Consider the following 15,254-nt stretch of genomic DNA (forward strand, 5'->3'; position numbering starts at 1 on the left):
CCTTCCGGGGCGGCTTTTTCATGCCTGCAAGAAATTCATTTATCGGATCCAAGTTTTGGGGTAGACCAGCAGTGACTCCCGCAATGACTCAACAAGGTGCCGCCGGCGTGGCTACAGCGGTGGCCGAAAGCGTGCAGTACCAGGGCCGCAAGGCCAGCCGTGAAGGCAGTGAACTGCGCCGCCAGCAGATTCTCGATGCAGCCATGCGCATCGTCGTGCGTGACGGTGTGCGCGGGGTTCGTCACCGCGCGGTGGCGGCCGAGGCCGGGGTGCCCTTGTCGGCCACCACCTATTACTTCAAAGACATCGAAGACCTGCTCACTGACACCTTTGCCCAGTATGTGGAACGCAGTGCCGCGTACCTGGCCAAACTCTGGGAAAACACCGAGGTGGTGCTGCGTCAGTTGCTCGCCCAGGACGATGGCAGCCCGCAGTGGCGGGCGCGCCTGGCCGATGAAGTGGCGAAGATGACCTGTGACTATGTGCAGCGCCAGTTGTACAACCGCCGCGACTTTCTGATGGCCGAGCAGGCCTTTCGCCAGGAGGCGCTGTTGTGCCCGCGGCTGGCCGAACTGGTCAAGCTGCACGAGCAGATTCTGCTGCGCGGTGCGGTGCAGATCCTGCAAGTGGTAGGCTCGCATCAGCCACAACAGGATGCCCTGGTGTTGACGGCGATTATCGAGCAGATGGAATATCAGGGCCTGCTCGACGCCGAACAGGCCCAGGCTGAAGCGCCGAAGCTCGCTATTCTTACCCGGTACCTGCATCTGGTGCTGGCGTCGGTGTAAGACGCGAACCTATTTCAAGGAGAGGTTGATGAAAGCCAGAACCCTGCTGTTGGCATTGTCGTTCTTGCTGCTGGGCGGTTGTCTGGTCACCTTCAACGAGCCGATTCCCAGCAACGAGGCGGCGCCCCGGGCGCTGCTCGGTAAATGGACCAGCAAGGACGCCTGGGGCGAGCCGCTGACCCTGCAGATCAGCCGTAGCGGCGGCAATGCCTACAAGGCGGTGACCACCGGCAAGGACAAGAAACGCGACGAGTACGCCTTCACCGTGTCCCGGCATGGCAATCGCTGGTACCTCTCGGCCGGTGTGCCCAAGCGCCTTGGCGGCAATTTCCTGATTGGCGGCTTCGACGTGGTCGACGCTAAGGAGCTGGTGATCTACAACCTCGACGTCGAACAGGTCAACCAGGCAGTACAGAAGAAAGAACTCAGCGGCCGAACCTATGCGGTGCCGGAGGACAACGGCGATGGCGTGCTGATCGACAGCCCGGTGGAGCGGGTCATGGCCTACCTGGATGACCCGGCCAACTCCGACCTGTTCGTCGAAGTGGCGCGCTTCAAGCGGGCCGGCAAGTAATAGAGCCAATCAAGGAGTGTAGGGTGGACGAGTACCAGCAGACGATACGTGCCCTGTCTGATCGCATTGTCCTGGCGCAAACGCCCATTCGCGTGCTCGATGCGGTGAAGTGGGACGACAGCATCCGCCAGGGGTTTCTCAAGGCCAAGGGCAAGCAGATGCCGGCGGTTGACCGCGCCTACTACCAGGGGCGACCGTTGTCGTTCGACTCGGCGGCAGTCAAGCTCGAGTTCCAGAACATCGAACGCGATATCACTCGCCAGTTGGGCCAGTTCAACCCGGTTGGGCAGATCATGCGGCGCATGTGCAAGGAATACCGCATGGTGGTGCGCATGCTGGAGGCGCGCGGCACCGAGGATTTCGGCCTGATCTCCCAGGAGCTGTATGGCGCCGCCTCCGACGCTTTTCATGCCGGCGACCCGACCCTGGCCGACCTGGGCCTGATGCTCTCGGACTACCTGAACAACATCGATGGCCGTGGCGACCTCAAGGACGAGCCAAAGAACCTCACCGCCAAGCAGGCGGTGGAATTGCTTCAGGGCCGTTTGAACAAGGTGTTCAACGAAGCCGAGGACACCATCCGGGTGTTCGAGTCCGACGGTATCGTTGCCGACGCCGCTGCCGGCGCCGACTACATCAAGATCCGCGCCGACGCCATGTTCAACAGCCGCGATGTGCGCGCGCTGGAGGTGCATGAAGGCCTGGTGCACGTCGGCACCACGCTCAACGGCCTGAACCAGCCGATCTGCACCTTCCTGGCCAAGGGCCCGCCGTCATCGACCGTGACCCAGGAAGGCCTGGCGATTCTCATGGAGGTGATCGCCTTTGCCTCCTACCCCAGCCGCCTGCGCAAGCTGACCAACCGCACCCGCGCCATCCACATGGTCGAGGAGGGGGCGGACTTCATGCAGGTCTACGAATTCTTCCGCGCCCAGGGCTTCGAGATGGCCGAAAGCTACGGCAACGCCAGCCGGGTATTCCGTGGATCGGTGCCCAACGGTCTGCCGTTTACCAAGGACTTGTCCTACCTCAAGGGCTTTATCATGGTTTACAACTATATTCAGTTGGCCGTGCGCAAGGGCAAGCTCGAACAGATCCCCTTGTTGTTCTGCGGCAAGACCACCCTTGAAGACATGCGCACCTTGCGCCAACTGGTCGATGAAGGCCTGGTCGAACCGCCCAAGTACCTGCCGGAGCAGTTTCGCGACCTCAACGCGCTGTCGGCCTGGATGTGTTTCTCCAACTTCCTCAACCACCTGAGCCTGGACCGGATTGAAGCCGATTACTCGAACATTCTCTGATGCATGGCGCAGGCCCCTGGGCCTGCTGCTGGTGCTGCTGAGTCTGGGTGGTTGCAGTTCGCTGTTGTTCTATCCCGAGCCTGGCCAGCCGTTTACCCCCGAGAAAGCCAAACTCGCGTACCGCGACATTACCCTGACTGCGGCCGACGGCACCCGCCTGCACGGCTGGTGGCTGCCGGCCAAGGCCGGTGTCGAGGTCAAGGGCACGGTGCTGCACCTGCATGGCAACGGCGGCAACCTGGCCTGGCACCTGGGCGGCAGTTGGTGGTTGCCCGAGCAGGGCTACCAGGTGCTGTTGCTCGACTACCGCGGTTATGGCTTGTCCGAGGGCAAGCCCAGGCTGCCCGAGGTGTATCAGGACATCGCCGCTGCGCTGGACTGGCTGGACAACGCGCCCCAGGTGCAGGGCAAGCCACAGATCCTCCTCGGCCAGAGCCTGGGCGGTTCGCTGGCCATTCATTACCTGGCCGAGCACCCGCGCCAGGCCGAGCGTTTCAAGGCCATGGTTTTCGATGGCGTGCCGGCCAGCTATCGCCAGGTCGGACGCTTTGCCTTGAGCAATTCGTGGATGACCTGGCCACTGCAGGTGCCGTTGTCGTGGCTGGTGCCCGATGGCGACAGCGCGATCCATTCGATTGCGCGGATCAAGACCCCACCCAAGCTGTTCTTCCACAGCATCGACGATCCTATCGTGCCGCTGGCCAACGGCATCCAGTTGTATCAGGCTGCGCCACCGCCTCGGGTGTTACAGCTGACCCGTGGCGGGCATGTGCAGACCTTTGCCGACAAGACCTGGCGTCAGGTCATGTTGCGCTTTCTGGACGACCCGAGCCATTTCAACGGGCTGCGGCGCCTGGCCGAAGTCCCCAATTACCCTGACGAGAAGTCGCAATGAGTGAAGAACGCAACGCCATCCCGCTGATCATTACCGGTTTCTGCAGCATCATCGGTACCGTGGGTGCCCTGTGGTACTACGGGTACCTGCATTTCGCCAAGCCGGAGGATGCCTTGCTGTTGTCCGACTTCACCATGCTCAAGACCATTCCAGGTGAGGATTACAAGATTTCCCTGCAGCCGGCTACTCAGGTTGCGCAATGCGTTGATGGCGTACTGGTGTTGTTCGACACCGCGCAGAAAGGGCTGACCGGCGTGCTGGTGAACAGCAAGAAGCAGGCGGTGCGCTGCCTGGGGCAAGAGACTCCGCAAGAAATCCAGGAATAAAAGCATCGCGGGGCAAGCCCGCTCCTACACACGTAGGAGCGGGCTTGCCCCGCGATGAGGCCGGTAGCACAACCCTCAATTCAACTGGCTGACCGACCGCGGCGCCACCGGCTGGTTGTCGTTGGAGATGGTCACTTCCACCCGACGGTTCTGCGCGCGCCCCGAGTTGCTGGTGTTATCGGCAACCGGATACTCCTTGCCGTAACCCTGGGCTACGATCCGTACCGGATCTACCCCTGCTCGTACCAGCGCCATGCGCACGGCAGCCGCGCGCCGCTCGGACAGCGACTGGTTGTAGTTGGCGCCGCCCTTGCTGTCGGTGTAACCCTCGACAATCACCTTGCGGTCAGGGTTCTCCTGAAGGAACTGCGCAAGCTTGGTGATGTTCGGGTAGGCACTGCTCTTGAGCGTGGCCTTGTCGAAGTCGAACAGCACATCACCAAAGGTCACCAGGGTGCCACGGTCGGTCTGTTTGGCATTGAGGCTGTCCTGCAGCTTCTTGATCTGTGCGTCGCGGGCATCGAGGCGGGCCTGGGCACGCTGGGCTGCAGCGTTTTTCAGGTTGCCTTCGGCGGTGCGCAGGGCAATGGTCTGCTTGGCCACTTCAACCCGCTGGTTGGTCAGGTAGGCGAGTTGGTCGACCTTCTTCTGGTCCTCCTTGTCCATGTAGGCCTTGTCGGCCTTGTTCAGCCAGTCCTGGGCTTCCTTGGTTTCAAGGGCCGCGACCTTGGTGGCCTGGGGGTTGCTCTGCAGGGCAGAGAAGTTGGTCCGGGCCGATTCCAGGTTGGCGTTCGGCTGCGTCGAGCAGGCGGCCAGGCCAACGCTCAGGGCCAGAAGGGCTGGGATCATCACGTGGTTACGCATAATGGTTCATCCTTTGATCGATTACGAATGCACGGGTCGGCAAGCGGGCGTCATTCGACGCTGCGCATGCCTTCCTCACGCAGGTCCTGAACACCCTGATGGGCGTCCTGTACCGCTTTCTCGGCCTTGGCCGCCTGGGCCTTGCGCTCGGCGACGCGGGCATCCCACTCGGCCTGCTCGGCCAGGCGCTTGGCGTCGTCGTAGTGCTTGTCGTGCATGGCGATTTCCGCCTGTTTGAGCTTGTCCTGCGCGGCCTTCATTTCGACGGCGGCGAACTCGGTACCGCCGGCACTGACAGCAGAATTGACCGCCGATTGCGTGACAGCGTACTGCTCGGTGGGTGGGTTACCGGCACAGCCGGCCAGGACCAGGCTGCTGCCCAGTGCCAGCGCGGCCAGCTTGAGCTTGCGCAGGTGAGTGGATGAGGGGGTTGCGGTACGGGTCTTCATGGTAGTCAGCTCCATTGGATCACTCCTGATGAACAACGAATTCCGTAACAGTCCATCAGCGCAACCGATCAGCTTCCGGGGGGGGGCTCTGGCCCGGTTCTGCGTGGGTTTTGCCGTGATGGCTATTGGCTGTGACCGAAGGCTTTTTTGAATAGTTCAGAAAAAATTTCCGCCTGTTCGCGGTTTTTTCTGACTGATTGGTCAGTGGGTTTTTCGTTGAACTTTCAGGTCTTCCTGCGGTTCGCGAGCGCCTGCGCGGGTAGGGTCAATCAAGGGTTTTTGACCTCTTTGGCGCTACTCAATTCGTGCAGGTAACGGCGTGACAGGGCGAGAAATCGTGGGGTCGGCCCGATGTCTTCATACAGCGGATCACCTTCTTCATCGGTGGCTATCACTTGCGAGCCCTGGACATAGGGAAAGCTCGCTTCCAGCTCTTCAAGCGCTGCCCCCAGCAGTTCGCCGAGCAGCTCTTCAGGCAGGCGTTTGGGGTACATCTCGGCCAGGGCTGCCAGGCGCGCCGCGGCCTCCATGTCCAGGTGCAGGAGGTGGCCGGTGGGGCTCAGCGAGCCTTTGGCGTGTTGTTCCCAATGCTGGGCAAGGTCACGGATTTTCATGATGTTCTCCTGTGTGCCTGCATTCAGAATAGTTCAGCCATGGCTGCGCCTTGAAGCTCGGCCGTGACTGCGGCACTCTGGACCCAGAGCGGTTTTCCCGAATGCCGGAGACAGGGCTGATGACTGATATCGATGTGCGCTTGCGTGAAGATGTTCATTTGTTGGGCGAGTTGTTGGGCGACACCGTGCGCGAACAGCACGGCGAAGCGTTTTTGCAGACCATCGAGGACATCCGCCGCAGTGCCAAGGCCGACCGCAGCGGCGCTGCCGAGCAACTGAGCTCGACCCTCAATGACCTTGCCGAAGAGCAACTGCTGCCCGTGGCCCGGGCCTTCAACCAGTTTCTCAACCTGGCCAACATCGCCGAGCAGTACCAGCTGATTCGCCGTCGCGACGCCGGCCAGCCCGAACCCTTCGAGGCCCGGGTGCTGCCCGAACTGTTGGCGCGGCTCAAGGCCGCCGGGCACAGCGACGATGCCCTGGCCCGGCAACTGGGCAAGCTCAGTATCGAACTGGTGTTGACCGCCCACCCCACCGAAGTGGCGCGGCGCACCCTGATCCAGAAGTACGACGCCATAGCCGCACAATTGGCGGCCCAGGATCACCGCGACCTGACGCCCGCCGAGCGCGAGCAAATCCGCGAGCGCCTGCAACGCCTGATCGCCGAAGCCTGGCACACCGAAGAAATCCGCCGCACCCGGCCGACCCCGGTAGATGAAGCCAAGTGGGGCTTTGCGGTGATCGAACATTCACTCTGGCAGGCTATCCCGCACCACCTGCGCAAGGTCGATAAAGCCTTGCACCAGGCCACCGGCCTGCACCTGCCACTGGCAGCGGCGCCGATCCGCTTTGCTTCGTGGATGGGCGGTGACCGTGACGGCAACCCCAATGTCACCGCGCGCGTCACCCGCGAAGTGCTGTTGCTGGCGCGCTGGATGGCCGCTGACCTGTTTCTGCGTGATATCGATGCCCTGGCCGCCGAGCTGTCGATGCAACAAGCCAGTGAAGCGCTCAGGGCCCAGGTGGGCGAATCAGCCGAGCCCTACCGGGCGTTGCTCAAGCCGTTGCGCGAGCGCCTGCGGGTTACCCGGGCCTGGGCCCAGGCTTCGTTGACTGCCGCGCAGGCGCCTGCGCCCGAGGTACTGCAAGACAACCGCGAGCTGTTCGAGCCTTTGCAGTTGTGCTTCGAGTCGCTGCACGCCTGTGGCATGGGCGTGATTGCCGACGGCCCGCTGCTCGATTGCCTGCGCCGCGCGGTGACGTTCGGCCTGTTCCTGGTACGCCTGGACGTACGTCAGGACGCCGCGCGGCACACGGCGGCGCTGAGCGAAATCACCGAGTACCTGGGCCTTGGCCGTTATGCCGAGTGGGATGAAGAGGAGCGGATCACCTTCTTGCAGCAAGAACTGAGCAGTCGTCGGCCATTGCTGCCAGGCCATTTCGAACCCCAGGCCGACACCGCCGAAGTGCTCGCCACCTGCCGTGAGATTGCCGCCGCGCCAGCGACTTCGCTGGGCTCCTACGTGATCTCCATGGCCGGCGCCGCTTCCGATGTGCTGGCGGTACAACTGTTGCTCAAAGAGGCCGGTGTGCTGCGGCCGATGCGCGTGGTGCCGTTGTTCGAAACCCTGGCCGACCTGGACAACGCCGGCCCGGTGATGGCGCGCCTGCTCGGCCTGCCGGGTTATCGCGCCGGGCTGCACGGCCCGCAGGAAGTGATGATCGGTTATTCCGATTCGGCCAAGGATGCCGGTACCACGGCGGCGGCCTGGGCCCAGTACCGCGCCCAGGAAACCCTGGTGCGCATCTGCCGCGAACAGCAGGTCGAACTGCTGCTGTTCCACGGCCGTGGCGGTACCGTCGGCCGTGGCGGTGGCCCGGCCCACGCGGCGATCTTGTCGCAGCCACCGGGTTCTGTCGCCGGGCGTTTTCGTACCACCGAGCAGGGTGAGATGATCCGCTTCAAATTCGGCCTGCCGGACATTGCCGAGCAGAACCTCAACCTCTACCTGGCGGCAGTGCTCGAAGCCACCTTGCTGCCACCGCCGCCACCACAACCGGCCTGGCGTGAACTGATGGACCAGTTGGCCGCCGATGGCGTCAAGGCTTATCGTGGTGTGGTGCGCGACAACCCCGAGTTCGTCGAGTATTTCCGCCAGTCCACCCCCGAGCAGGAACTGGGGCGCCTGCCGCTGGGCAGCCGCCCGGCCAAGCGCCGCGCCGGCGGCATCGAAAGCCTGCGGGCGATCCCGTGGATCTTCGGCTGGACCCAGACCCGCCTGATGTTGCCGGCCTGGCTCGGCTGGGAAGCGGCATTGAACAATGCCCTGGCTCGCGGACAGGGGCCTTTGCTGGCTGAGATGCGCGAGCAGTGGCCGTTTTTCCGCACACGCATCGACATGCTGGAAATGGTCCTGGCCAAGGCCGATGCCGATATTGCCCGCTCCTACGACGAACGTCTGGTGCAACCAGAACTGCGACCTTTGGGTGCACATTTGCGCGACCTATTGTCGCAGGCGTGCCAGGTGGTACTGGGGCTGACCGGGCAGCCGGTGCTACTGGCGCACAGCCCCGAGACCCTGGAATTCATCCGCCTGCGCAACACCTATCTGGACCCGCTGCATCTATTGCAGGCTGAACTGCTGGCGCGCTCGCGTGGGCGTGAAGCCGCTCTGGATAGCCCGTTGGAGCAGGCCTTGCTGGTGACCGTGGCCGGGATCGCGGCGGGGCTGCGCAACACCGGCTGAGTGCGCAAGCCGACTGTGCGCGGCTTGCCACAAGTAGGGCAGAGTGCTTGTAAAGCAACAGGTTGCGCCCGGCGCAACCTGTGCTCAAGACGGCTACTGTGCGCGGGTTTATCCGACTTTCGAGCGCTTGTGTGGCTTGCGGGCGCTGTGTATCTTGAGCAGCCTTTTGATCGAAATTACGATCATCACCCAAATTCCGGGATTGGCCCTGTGTGGCAAACCCACTGATTTGCTTACAAAAAAATGAGGAGCACGAGATGCGCGTAATTCTGCTGGGAGCTCCCGGGGCCGGTAAAGGTACTCAGGCAAAGTTCATCACCGAGAAGTTCGGCATTCCACAGATTTCCACCGGCGATATGCTGCGTGCAGCGGTCAAGGCCGGCACCCCGCTGGGCCTGGAACTGAAAAAGGTCATGGATGCCGGCCAACTGGTCTCCGACGAGCTGATCATCAACCTGGTCAAGGAACGCATCGCCCAGCCTGACTGCGCCAAAGGCTGCCTGTTCGACGGTTTCCCTCGCACCATTCCACAGGCTGAGGCCATGGTGGCTGCGGGTGTCGAGATCGACGCCGTGGTCGAGATCGCCGTCGACGACGAAGAGATCGTCGGTCGCATGGCCGGTCGCCGCGTGCACCTGGCTTCGGGTCGTACCTACCACATCCAGTACAACCCACCGAAGGTGCAAGGCAAGGATGACGTCACCGGCGAAGACCTGATCCAGCGCGATGACGACAAGGAAGAAACCGTGCGTCATCGTCTGTCGGTCTACCACGACCAAACCAAGCCACTGGTGGACTTCTACCAGAAACTCTCGGCTGCCAACGCTGGCAAGCCGAAGTACAGCCATATCGAAGGCGTGGGCTCGGTTGATGCCATTACCGCCAAGGTCCTGGCCGCACTGAGCTGATCGACGCTCGGTAGTGCAGACAACGGCCCGCTTGCGGGCCGTTGTTGTTTATAATGCCGCTCTTTTTTCTTGTCCCTGGAAGCCCCGATGACCACCTTGCTGGCCCTCGATACCGCCACTGAAGCCTGCTCCGTCGCCCTGCTGCATGATGGCAAGGTTTCCAGCCACTATGAGGTGATCCCGCGCCTGCACGCGCAGAAGCTGTTGCCGATGATCCAGCAACTGCTGGCCGATGCCGGCGTCACCCTGCAACAGCTCGATGCCATCGCCTTTGGCCGTGGCCCGGGTGCCTTCACCGGGGTGCGCATTGCCATTGGCGTGGTTCAGGGCCTGGCCTTTGCCCTGGAGCGTCCGGTATTGCCAGTGTCCAACCTGGCCGTGCTGGCCCAGCGTGCCCTGCGTGAGCAGGGCGTACAGCAAGTGGCGGCGGCGATCGATGCACGCATGGACGAGGTCTACTGGGGTTGCTATCAGAACGTCGACGGTGAAATGCGCCTGCAAGGCCGTGAGGCAGTGCTGCCGCCGGAGCAGGTTGCCTTGCCAGCCGGCGCCAGCGGCGACTGGTTCGGTGCCGGCACTGGCTGGGGCTATGCCGAGCGTCTGGCGGTCAAGGTCAGCGGCCAGGATGCCAGCCTGTTGCCCCACGCCCAGGACCTGCTGAGCCTGGCGACGTTTGCCTGGCAGCGCGGCGAGGCGATTGTTGCCGATCAGGCACAACCGGTGTACCTGCGCGACAAAGTTGCCACGCCGAAAGCGCGTTGAGTGCAGTTCGTCGGTTATTCCCAAGCCAAATAAAACCTTTTGCCCGATCTGTGGTCCAGTTATCAATCGGGCATTAGCGAAGGATCAGCGATGCTGCTAAATTGCCATCATTGCTCCTGAGTAGATCGCCATGCGTATCGACGGTTTTTCCTCACAGTCCTACCCCATCAAGCGAGCCCCGCGCAAAGCGCCGCTGCGTAGCGATGACGTGGACGACGAGGCACTGCCGGGCGAATTCGAGGTGCAGGCGCAAGCCAGCGCCAGCCAAGGGCAGGCGCGTACGGGCGGCTTGCCAGCGCGGCCTCAGGACATGATCTTCCCGCGGGCGCGCAACAAGCGTACCGCCCATGCCCTGGCCAGCTACCTGGCCACTGCCGGTTTCGTCGACTGGGAGATGGAAGTGCTGGGGCTGGACCTGTACATTTGATGGATGAGTCTGTCCACGCTGCCCTATTTTGTCGGTTGTCCGTCCTGGAGTGAGAACGCCTGGCGCGACTACCTGTATCCGTCTGACGCTAAAACCAGCGATTTTCTCGGCCTCTACAGCCAGGTCTTCAACGCAGTAGAAGGCAACACCACCTTTTATGCCCGCCCGGCGACAGCGACCATCGAACGCTGGTCGCAGCTGATGCCCGCGCATTTTCGTTTCACCGCCAAGTTTCCCGGTGATATCAGTCATAGCGGTGATCTGCACGGTCAGTTGGCCGCAGCCCAAGCCTTTATCGAATTGCTCAAGCCCCTGGGTGCGCGCGTTGCCCCGTACTGGTTGCAGCTGCCGGCAAGTTTTGGCCCGGCGCGCCTCGGCGAGCTGATGAACTTTATCGACGAGGCGGGCGTGCCGGTCGCCGTCGAGGTGCGCAACGCGGCGTTCTTCAGCAAGGGCGATGAAGAGCGCTTGCTCAACCGTTTGCTGCTCGAGCGCGGCGTGGAACGTATCTGCCTGGACCCCCGGGCCCTGTTCAGCTGCACCTCGCGCAGCCCCGAGGTGCTCCACGCCCAGTCGAAAAAGCCGCGGGTGCCGCCACGTCCGACCGCCTTTACCCAGCATCCGCAGATCCGCTTCATCGGCCACCCCGAACTTGCGGCCAACGAGCCGTTCCTGTTGCCGTGGCTGGACAAGGTCGCGGCCTGGATCGAGGAGGGACGCAGCCCTTATGTTTTCCTGCATACTGCCGACAATCGTCAGGCTGCTGCTCTGGCCCGGCGTTTTCATCAGGGCCTGATGGAACGCCTGCCGGGGCTTGCGGCCTTGCCTGAACTGGACCGGACGCCTGAAGCCGAACAACTCGGTCTGCTCTGAACGTCCTGTCGCCTGCCCGGGAGTCGTGATCATGGATGTGCAAACCCTGCGTGCCCAAGCCTTTAAAGCCCTGCATGAGCGCGACGGCGCCTTCGTCATCCCCAACCCCTGGGATGCAGGCTCCGCCAAGTTGCTGGCCAGCCTCGGCTTCGAGGCGCTGGCCACCACCAGCGCGGGCCTGGCGTTCTCCCTGGGGCGCCCGGATGGCGAAGGGGCAGTGTCCCTGGATGAGACCCTCGACAACGCCTGCGCCATTGTCGATGCCACGGCGTTGCCAGTGGCCGCTGACCTGGAGAACGGTTTCAGCGATGATCCCAAGGGCTGCGCCGCAGCGATCCTGCAGGGCGCTGCCGTCGGCCTGGTCGGCGGCTCGATCGAAGACGCCAGCGGCAATAGCGATGATCCGATCTACAGCTTCCATCACGCCGTGGAGCGAGTCGAAGCGGCAGTCGCCGCAGCCCGTAGCCTGGAGTTCCCGTTCATGCTCTGTGCCCGCGCGGAGAACCTGCTGCACGGACGTATCGACCTGGACGATACCATTGCCCGCCTGCAGGCCTTCGCCGAAGCTGGCGCCGATGTCCTGTATGCCCCGGGCCTGCGCACGGCTGAGGAGATCCGCCGGGTGGTGCAGGCGGTGGCACCCAAACCGGTCAATGTGGTCATGGGCCTGAGCGGTGTGCAACTGAGCTTCGCTGAACTCCAGGCCCTGGGTGTCAAGCGCATCAGCGTTGGTTCGTCCCTGGCGCGGGCGGCCTATGGTGCGTTCTTCAATGCCGCGCAATGTATTCGCGACGATGGCCGTTTTGACTATGCCGAGCAGGCGCTGTCGTTTGCGCAACTTAACCAGTTGTTCAGGCGTTGATCGATAATGCGCAAAGGATTGCTTGCTGTACTGTGCCTGCTGCTCATTACCCTAAGCGTCGCTGCCTGGCGCCTGCCCGATGCCTGGAACCCTTGGGCGGCGCTGGATGTGCGCCAGCCGCCGAATCTGCTCACGCCTTACAAGCTGGGCCGCCTGGAGGATAACCCGCAGTTGTGCGCGCAGGCGCTGGCGACCTCGGATCTACGTTACCGCAAGCTGGCCGACAGCCCGGCCAATGTGCCCTGCCCGCTGGAAAACGTGGTGCGGGTCGAGGGCTCGTCGGTGCGCCTGAGCAGCAGTTTCGTTGCCAGTTGCCCGCTGGCGGTGGCTTATGCGCTGTTCGAGCGCCACGCCCTGCAACCGGCGGCGCAGCGTGCCTTTGCCCTGCCGGTGGTGCAGGTCGATCACCTGGGCAGTTTTGCCTGTCGCAACATGTACAACCGCAAGATCGGCCGTTTAAGCCAGCATGCCACGGCCAATGCATTGGATATTGCCGGCTTTCGCCTGGCCGATGGGCAGCGTATTGAGTTGCTCAAGGACTGGCCGGGGGAGGGCGTCAAAGCGAAGTTTCTAAAGGATGTGCACGCCAGCGCCTGTGACAGTTTCAATACCGTGCTGGGGCCTGACTATAATGCCGCGCACCGTAATCACTTTCACCTGGACATGGGTTTTTGGCAGATCTGCCGTTAACGATCAGGCCGCGACGCGCACGTTGTTCAGCACCACCGGGCGGGCCCAGCGATTGTCGAAGTCCAGCTGCGATTGCTGCACGGCCATGGTTGCCTCGTCGAAGGGCTCGGCAGCCTTGTCCAGCAGGTCCAGGTCGAACTCGGCGATCGGCAGGTAGAGCGGCTTGGCCAGTGGTGCCGGGCCAGGCTCGGGCAGCGGATGGCCCTGGCTCATCACCACCGGGCGAACCCAGGTGTTGCTGATGTCCAGTTGGCGCTGTTGCTCGATCAGGTCGGCGGCGCTGAAGGGCGGGGCGAGTTTTTCCAGCAGTTCGGGTTCGAACTCGGCAATCGGCAGGAACAGCGGCTCCGGCGGTGCCAGCTCGGTGTCTTGAACATTGCACAAACGCTGGTTGTGGATCTGCGCCAGCACCTTAGCGCCACCCAGCGGCTCGCCGGTGACCTTGTCGAACTGCTCGGCGACCACGCTGGTTGCCGCGCCGTCTTCACCTTGCTGCTCAGCCAGGGCGCGGGCAAAAAAATCCTGCCACAGGTGGCTGACGCCACCCAGTGCCTGGGTATTGTGCCGGCCATAGTCGCCGACGGGCGAGATATAACCTGAGTTGAGCTGAAGAATGTCGGTCATGGCAGTCGCAGAGGGGTCTGGTCTGGCAAAATAGCGAATACTTCGTATATCGGCCGCGGCCGACGATCATTTAATTTTTTTGAGTACAGGATTTGATGGTGGAGCAACTGGCGGACGGCGGCATCCGGGTCGAGGCGTTGACGGCTGATTTTCAGGACCAGGCTTGCGAGTGGGCGCAGCGCCTGGCGTTGCCACTTTGCGACGACAACGCCGGCTTCGCCGTGCAGGTCGGCGCCGACGGCCTGCAGATCCAGCAGTTGGGCCCGCAAGCACCGGGGCCGGTGCGGGTGGATTTTGTCGAAGGCGCGGCGGCCCATCGGCGGGTGTTTGGCGGCGGTAGCGGGCAGATGATCGCCAAGGCCGTGGGGATCGCCCAAGGCGTACGCCCGCAGGTGCTCGACGCTACGGCGGGGCTGGGCAAGGACGCCTTCGTGCTGGCCAGCCTGGGCTGCCAGATGACCCTGATCGAGCGCCAGCCGCTGGTTGCCGCCTTGCTTGAGGATGGCCTGGCCCGTGCCCGCAGCGATGCGCAAGTGGGCCCGATCGTCGCGCGCATGCACTTGCTCACCGGCAACGCCATCGAACACATGCGCAACTGGCAGGGCGAACCGCCTCAGGTGATCTACCTTGATCCGATGTTCCCGCACCGCGACAAGAGCGCGCTGGTGAAGAAAGAGATGCGCGTGTTCCGCCCGCTGGTCGGTGATGATCTTGACGCTCCGGCGCTGCTCGAAGCGGCCCTGGCCCTGGCCAGCCACCGGGTGGTGGTCAAGCGCCCGCGCAAGGCGCCGGTCATCGACGGGCCCAAGCCCAGCCACTGCCTGGAAGGCAAATCCAGCCGCTACGATATCTACCCGAAAAAAGCCCTCAAGGCTTAAGGCCGGTAGGCGCGCATGAACAGCGCCACCACTTCCTGCACGTGGGCCTCGGCGGCCTCGGCATCCAGCGCCGGGCCATAGCCGAGCAACAGGCGGAAGTTGGCCGCGCCCTTGAGCAGGCAGAAGAAGTGCTCGGCGGCGTTAGCCGGCAGCTCGATGCGCAGCAACCCGCGTGCATCCGCCTGGCGCAGCAGCGCCTCCATCTCGTGCAGGACCCGCATCGGGCCCGCCTCGAAGAAGATCTGGCTGAGTTTGGGGTCCTGGTTGCCCAGGGCCATGATCAGCCGGTGCAGCTTGACCGACAGGTCGCTGCTGATCAGCGCCTGAAAACCTCGACCGATCTTGAGCAGCACCTGATCCAGCGGCACGCCCTCGGGCAGCTCGAAGATCAGTTCGGGCAACTGCGCGGTGCAGGTGGCGACGATGGCCGAGGAGAACAGCGTCTCCTTGTCGGTGAAGTGGCTGTAGACCGTGAGTTTTGACACACCTGCCGCTGTCGCGACCGCATCCATGCTGGTGTTGGCATAGCCAAGGGTGAGGAACAGCGCTTTGGCAGCGTCGAGAATGGCCTGGCGTTTTGCCAGGTCTTTGGGCCGGCCGGGACCGGGAGCAGCGATGACGTTGGGCATGAGTGAAAAATTACAGATTCCAGTAAGTGCACATGGTACATCG

Annotated in this window: 18 protein-coding genes; 13 read left to right on the forward strand and 5 right to left on the reverse strand. The window is 63.0% G+C overall.

The window, feature by feature from the left end; genetic code table 11:
- Positions 1 to 83: 83 nt before the first annotated feature.
- The 5 genes from EXN22_RS07215 to EXN22_RS07235 are packed head-to-tail and all read left to right on the forward strand — an operon-like array spanning position 84 to position 3,884.
- A complete protein-coding gene (locus EXN22_RS07215; RefSeq protein ID WP_130263414.1) occupies positions 84 to 788 on the forward strand; it encodes a TetR/AcrR family transcriptional regulator in 705 nt (234 codons plus the stop codon).
- Between the two features lie 28 nt (positions 789 to 816).
- On the forward strand, positions 817 to 1,362 hold the full coding sequence (locus EXN22_RS07220; protein WP_130263415.1) for a hypothetical protein: 546 nt from the start codon (positions 817 to 819) through the stop codon (positions 1,360 to 1,362).
- 23 nt (positions 1,363 to 1,385) lie between these two features.
- Complete coding sequence (locus EXN22_RS07225; RefSeq protein WP_130263416.1) at positions 1,386 to 2,663, forward strand: flavohemoglobin expression-modulating QEGLA motif protein; 1,278 nt, start codon at positions 1,386 to 1,388, stop codon at positions 2,661 to 2,663.
- Positions 2,635 to 3,558 carry an alpha/beta hydrolase gene (locus EXN22_RS07230; protein WP_130263417.1) on the forward strand — a complete coding sequence of 308 codons (924 nt, stop codon included), beginning with the start codon at positions 2,635 to 2,637 and terminating at the stop codon, positions 3,556 to 3,558. Before EXN22_RS07225 ends, EXN22_RS07230 begins: the two co-directional genes overlap by 29 nt.
- Positions 3,555 to 3,884 (forward strand): hypothetical protein, encoded by a 330-nt coding sequence (locus tag EXN22_RS07235; RefSeq protein ID WP_130263418.1) that lies wholly within the window; start codon positions 3,555 to 3,557, stop codon positions 3,882 to 3,884. The genes EXN22_RS07230 and EXN22_RS07235 overlap by 4 nt, the downstream gene beginning before the upstream one ends.
- 75 nt (positions 3,885 to 3,959) lie before the next feature.
- On the opposite strand, the gene EXN22_RS07240 is transcribed toward EXN22_RS07235, so the two are convergent.
- The 3 genes from EXN22_RS07240 to EXN22_RS07250 form a co-directional block, all read right to left on the reverse strand.
- A complete protein-coding gene (locus EXN22_RS07240) occupies positions 3,960 to 4,748 on the reverse strand; it encodes an OmpA family protein (RefSeq protein ID WP_130263419.1) in 789 nt (262 codons plus the stop codon).
- A gap of 50 nt (positions 4,749 to 4,798) precedes the next feature.
- A complete protein-coding gene (locus EXN22_RS07245; RefSeq protein WP_130263420.1) occupies positions 4,799 to 5,212 on the reverse strand; it encodes a DUF4398 domain-containing protein in 414 nt (137 codons plus the stop codon).
- Positions 5,213 to 5,466: 254 nt separating this feature from the next.
- Complete coding sequence (locus EXN22_RS07250) at positions 5,467 to 5,811, reverse strand: pilin assembly protein (RefSeq protein WP_130263421.1); 345 nt, start codon at positions 5,809 to 5,811, stop codon at positions 5,467 to 5,469.
- Between the two features lie 119 nt (positions 5,812 to 5,930).
- On the opposite strand from EXN22_RS07250, the gene ppc reads away from it, so the two are divergent.
- The 7 genes from ppc (at position 5,931) to EXN22_RS07285 (ending at position 13,080) form a co-directional block, all read left to right on the forward strand.
- Positions 5,931 to 8,558 carry a phosphoenolpyruvate carboxylase gene (gene ppc / locus EXN22_RS07255; RefSeq protein ID WP_130263422.1) on the forward strand — a complete coding sequence of 876 codons (2,628 nt, stop codon included), beginning with the start codon at positions 5,931 to 5,933 and terminating at the stop codon, positions 8,556 to 8,558.
- A 257-nt stretch (positions 8,559 to 8,815) separates the two neighbouring features.
- The gene (gene adk / locus EXN22_RS07260; RefSeq protein ID WP_130263423.1) at positions 8,816 to 9,466 is read left to right on the forward strand and encodes an adenylate kinase; all 651 of its coding nucleotides are present in this window, start codon (positions 8,816 to 8,818) and stop codon (positions 9,464 to 9,466) included.
- 87 nt (positions 9,467 to 9,553) lie between these two features.
- On the forward strand, positions 9,554 to 10,228 hold the full coding sequence (gene tsaB / locus EXN22_RS07265; RefSeq protein WP_130263424.1) for a tRNA (adenosine(37)-N6)-threonylcarbamoyltransferase complex dimerization subunit type 1 TsaB: 675 nt from the start codon (positions 9,554 to 9,556) through the stop codon (positions 10,226 to 10,228).
- A gap of 130 nt (positions 10,229 to 10,358) precedes the next feature.
- Complete coding sequence (locus EXN22_RS07270; RefSeq protein WP_130263425.1) at positions 10,359 to 10,655, forward strand: hypothetical protein; 297 nt, start codon at positions 10,359 to 10,361, stop codon at positions 10,653 to 10,655.
- A gap of 3 nt (positions 10,656 to 10,658) precedes the next feature.
- Positions 10,659 to 11,528 carry a DUF72 domain-containing protein gene (locus tag EXN22_RS07275; protein ID WP_130263426.1) on the forward strand — a complete coding sequence of 290 codons (870 nt, stop codon included), beginning with the start codon at positions 10,659 to 10,661 and terminating at the stop codon, positions 11,526 to 11,528.
- Positions 11,529 to 11,559: 31 nt separating this feature from the next.
- A complete protein-coding gene (locus EXN22_RS07280; protein ID WP_130263427.1) occupies positions 11,560 to 12,390 on the forward strand; it encodes an isocitrate lyase/PEP mutase family protein in 831 nt (276 codons plus the stop codon).
- 6 nt (positions 12,391 to 12,396) lie between these two features.
- Positions 12,397 to 13,080, forward strand: coding sequence for an extensin-like domain-containing protein (locus tag EXN22_RS07285; protein WP_130263428.1), 684 nt, complete (start codon positions 12,397 to 12,399; stop codon positions 13,078 to 13,080).
- 3 nt (positions 13,081 to 13,083) lie between these two features.
- Here the strand turns inward: EXN22_RS07285 and EXN22_RS07290 are convergent, their stop codons facing one another.
- Positions 13,084 to 13,704, reverse strand: a complete 621-nt coding sequence (locus EXN22_RS07290; RefSeq protein WP_130263429.1) for an energy transducer TonB — start codon at positions 13,702 to 13,704, stop codon at positions 13,084 to 13,086.
- Positions 13,705 to 13,799: 95 nt separating this feature from the next.
- Here EXN22_RS07290 and EXN22_RS07295 point away from each other — a divergent pair, with 95 nt between their 5' ends.
- The gene (locus tag EXN22_RS07295) at positions 13,800 to 14,582 is read left to right on the forward strand and encodes a class I SAM-dependent methyltransferase (RefSeq protein WP_130263430.1); all 783 of its coding nucleotides are present in this window, start codon (positions 13,800 to 13,802) and stop codon (positions 14,580 to 14,582) included.
- Here the strand turns inward: EXN22_RS07295 and EXN22_RS07300 are convergent.
- On the reverse strand, positions 14,579 to 15,211 hold the full coding sequence (locus tag EXN22_RS07300) for a TetR/AcrR family transcriptional regulator (RefSeq protein WP_130263431.1): 633 nt from the start codon (positions 15,209 to 15,211) through the stop codon (positions 14,579 to 14,581). The two genes, EXN22_RS07295 and EXN22_RS07300, sit on opposite strands and share 4 nt — an antisense overlap.
- Positions 15,212 to 15,254: the final 43 nt, after the last annotated feature.

The organism is Pseudomonas tructae, from assembly GCF_004214895.1.
GTDB lineage: Bacteria > Pseudomonadota > Gammaproteobacteria > Pseudomonadales > Pseudomonadaceae > Aquipseudomonas > Aquipseudomonas tructae.

Coding starts and splice junctions, on each gene's coding strand:
- EXN22_RS07215 (WP_130263414.1), top strand. CDS start 84: ATGACTCAACAAGGTGCCGCCGGCGTGGCTACAGCGGTGGCCGAAAGC.
- EXN22_RS07220 (WP_130263415.1), top strand. CDS start 817: ATGAAAGCCAGAACCCTGCTGTTGGCATTGTCGTTCTTGCTGCTGGGC.
- EXN22_RS07235 (WP_130263418.1), top strand. CDS start 3,555: ATGAGTGAAGAACGCAACGCCATCCCGCTGATCATTACCGGTTTCTGC.
- EXN22_RS07240 (WP_130263419.1), bottom strand. CDS start 4,748: ATGCGTAACCACGTGATGATCCCAGCCCTTCTGGCCCTGAGCGTTGGC.
- EXN22_RS07245 (WP_130263420.1), bottom strand. CDS start 5,212: ATGGAGCTGACTACCATGAAGACCCGTACCGCAACCCCCTCATCCACT.
- EXN22_RS07250 (WP_130263421.1), bottom strand. CDS start 5,811: ATGAAAATCCGTGACCTTGCCCAGCATTGGGAACAACACGCCAAAGGC.
- ppc (WP_130263422.1), top strand. CDS start 5,931: ATGACTGATATCGATGTGCGCTTGCGTGAAGATGTTCATTTGTTGGGC.
- adk (WP_130263423.1), top strand. CDS start 8,816: ATGCGCGTAATTCTGCTGGGAGCTCCCGGGGCCGGTAAAGGTACTCAG.
- tsaB (WP_130263424.1), top strand. CDS start 9,554: ATGACCACCTTGCTGGCCCTCGATACCGCCACTGAAGCCTGCTCCGTC.
- EXN22_RS07270 (WP_130263425.1), top strand. CDS start 10,359: ATGCGTATCGACGGTTTTTCCTCACAGTCCTACCCCATCAAGCGAGCC.
- EXN22_RS07275 (WP_130263426.1), top strand. CDS start 10,659: ATGAGTCTGTCCACGCTGCCCTATTTTGTCGGTTGTCCGTCCTGGAGT.
- EXN22_RS07280 (WP_130263427.1), top strand. CDS start 11,560: ATGGATGTGCAAACCCTGCGTGCCCAAGCCTTTAAAGCCCTGCATGAG.
- EXN22_RS07285 (WP_130263428.1), top strand. CDS start 12,397: ATGCGCAAAGGATTGCTTGCTGTACTGTGCCTGCTGCTCATTACCCTA.
- EXN22_RS07290 (WP_130263429.1), bottom strand. CDS start 13,704: ATGACCGACATTCTTCAGCTCAACTCAGGTTATATCTCGCCCGTCGGC.
- EXN22_RS07295 (WP_130263430.1), top strand. CDS start 13,800: ATGGTGGAGCAACTGGCGGACGGCGGCATCCGGGTCGAGGCGTTGACG.
- EXN22_RS07300 (WP_130263431.1), bottom strand. CDS start 15,211: ATGCCCAACGTCATCGCTGCTCCCGGTCCCGGCCGGCCCAAAGACCTG.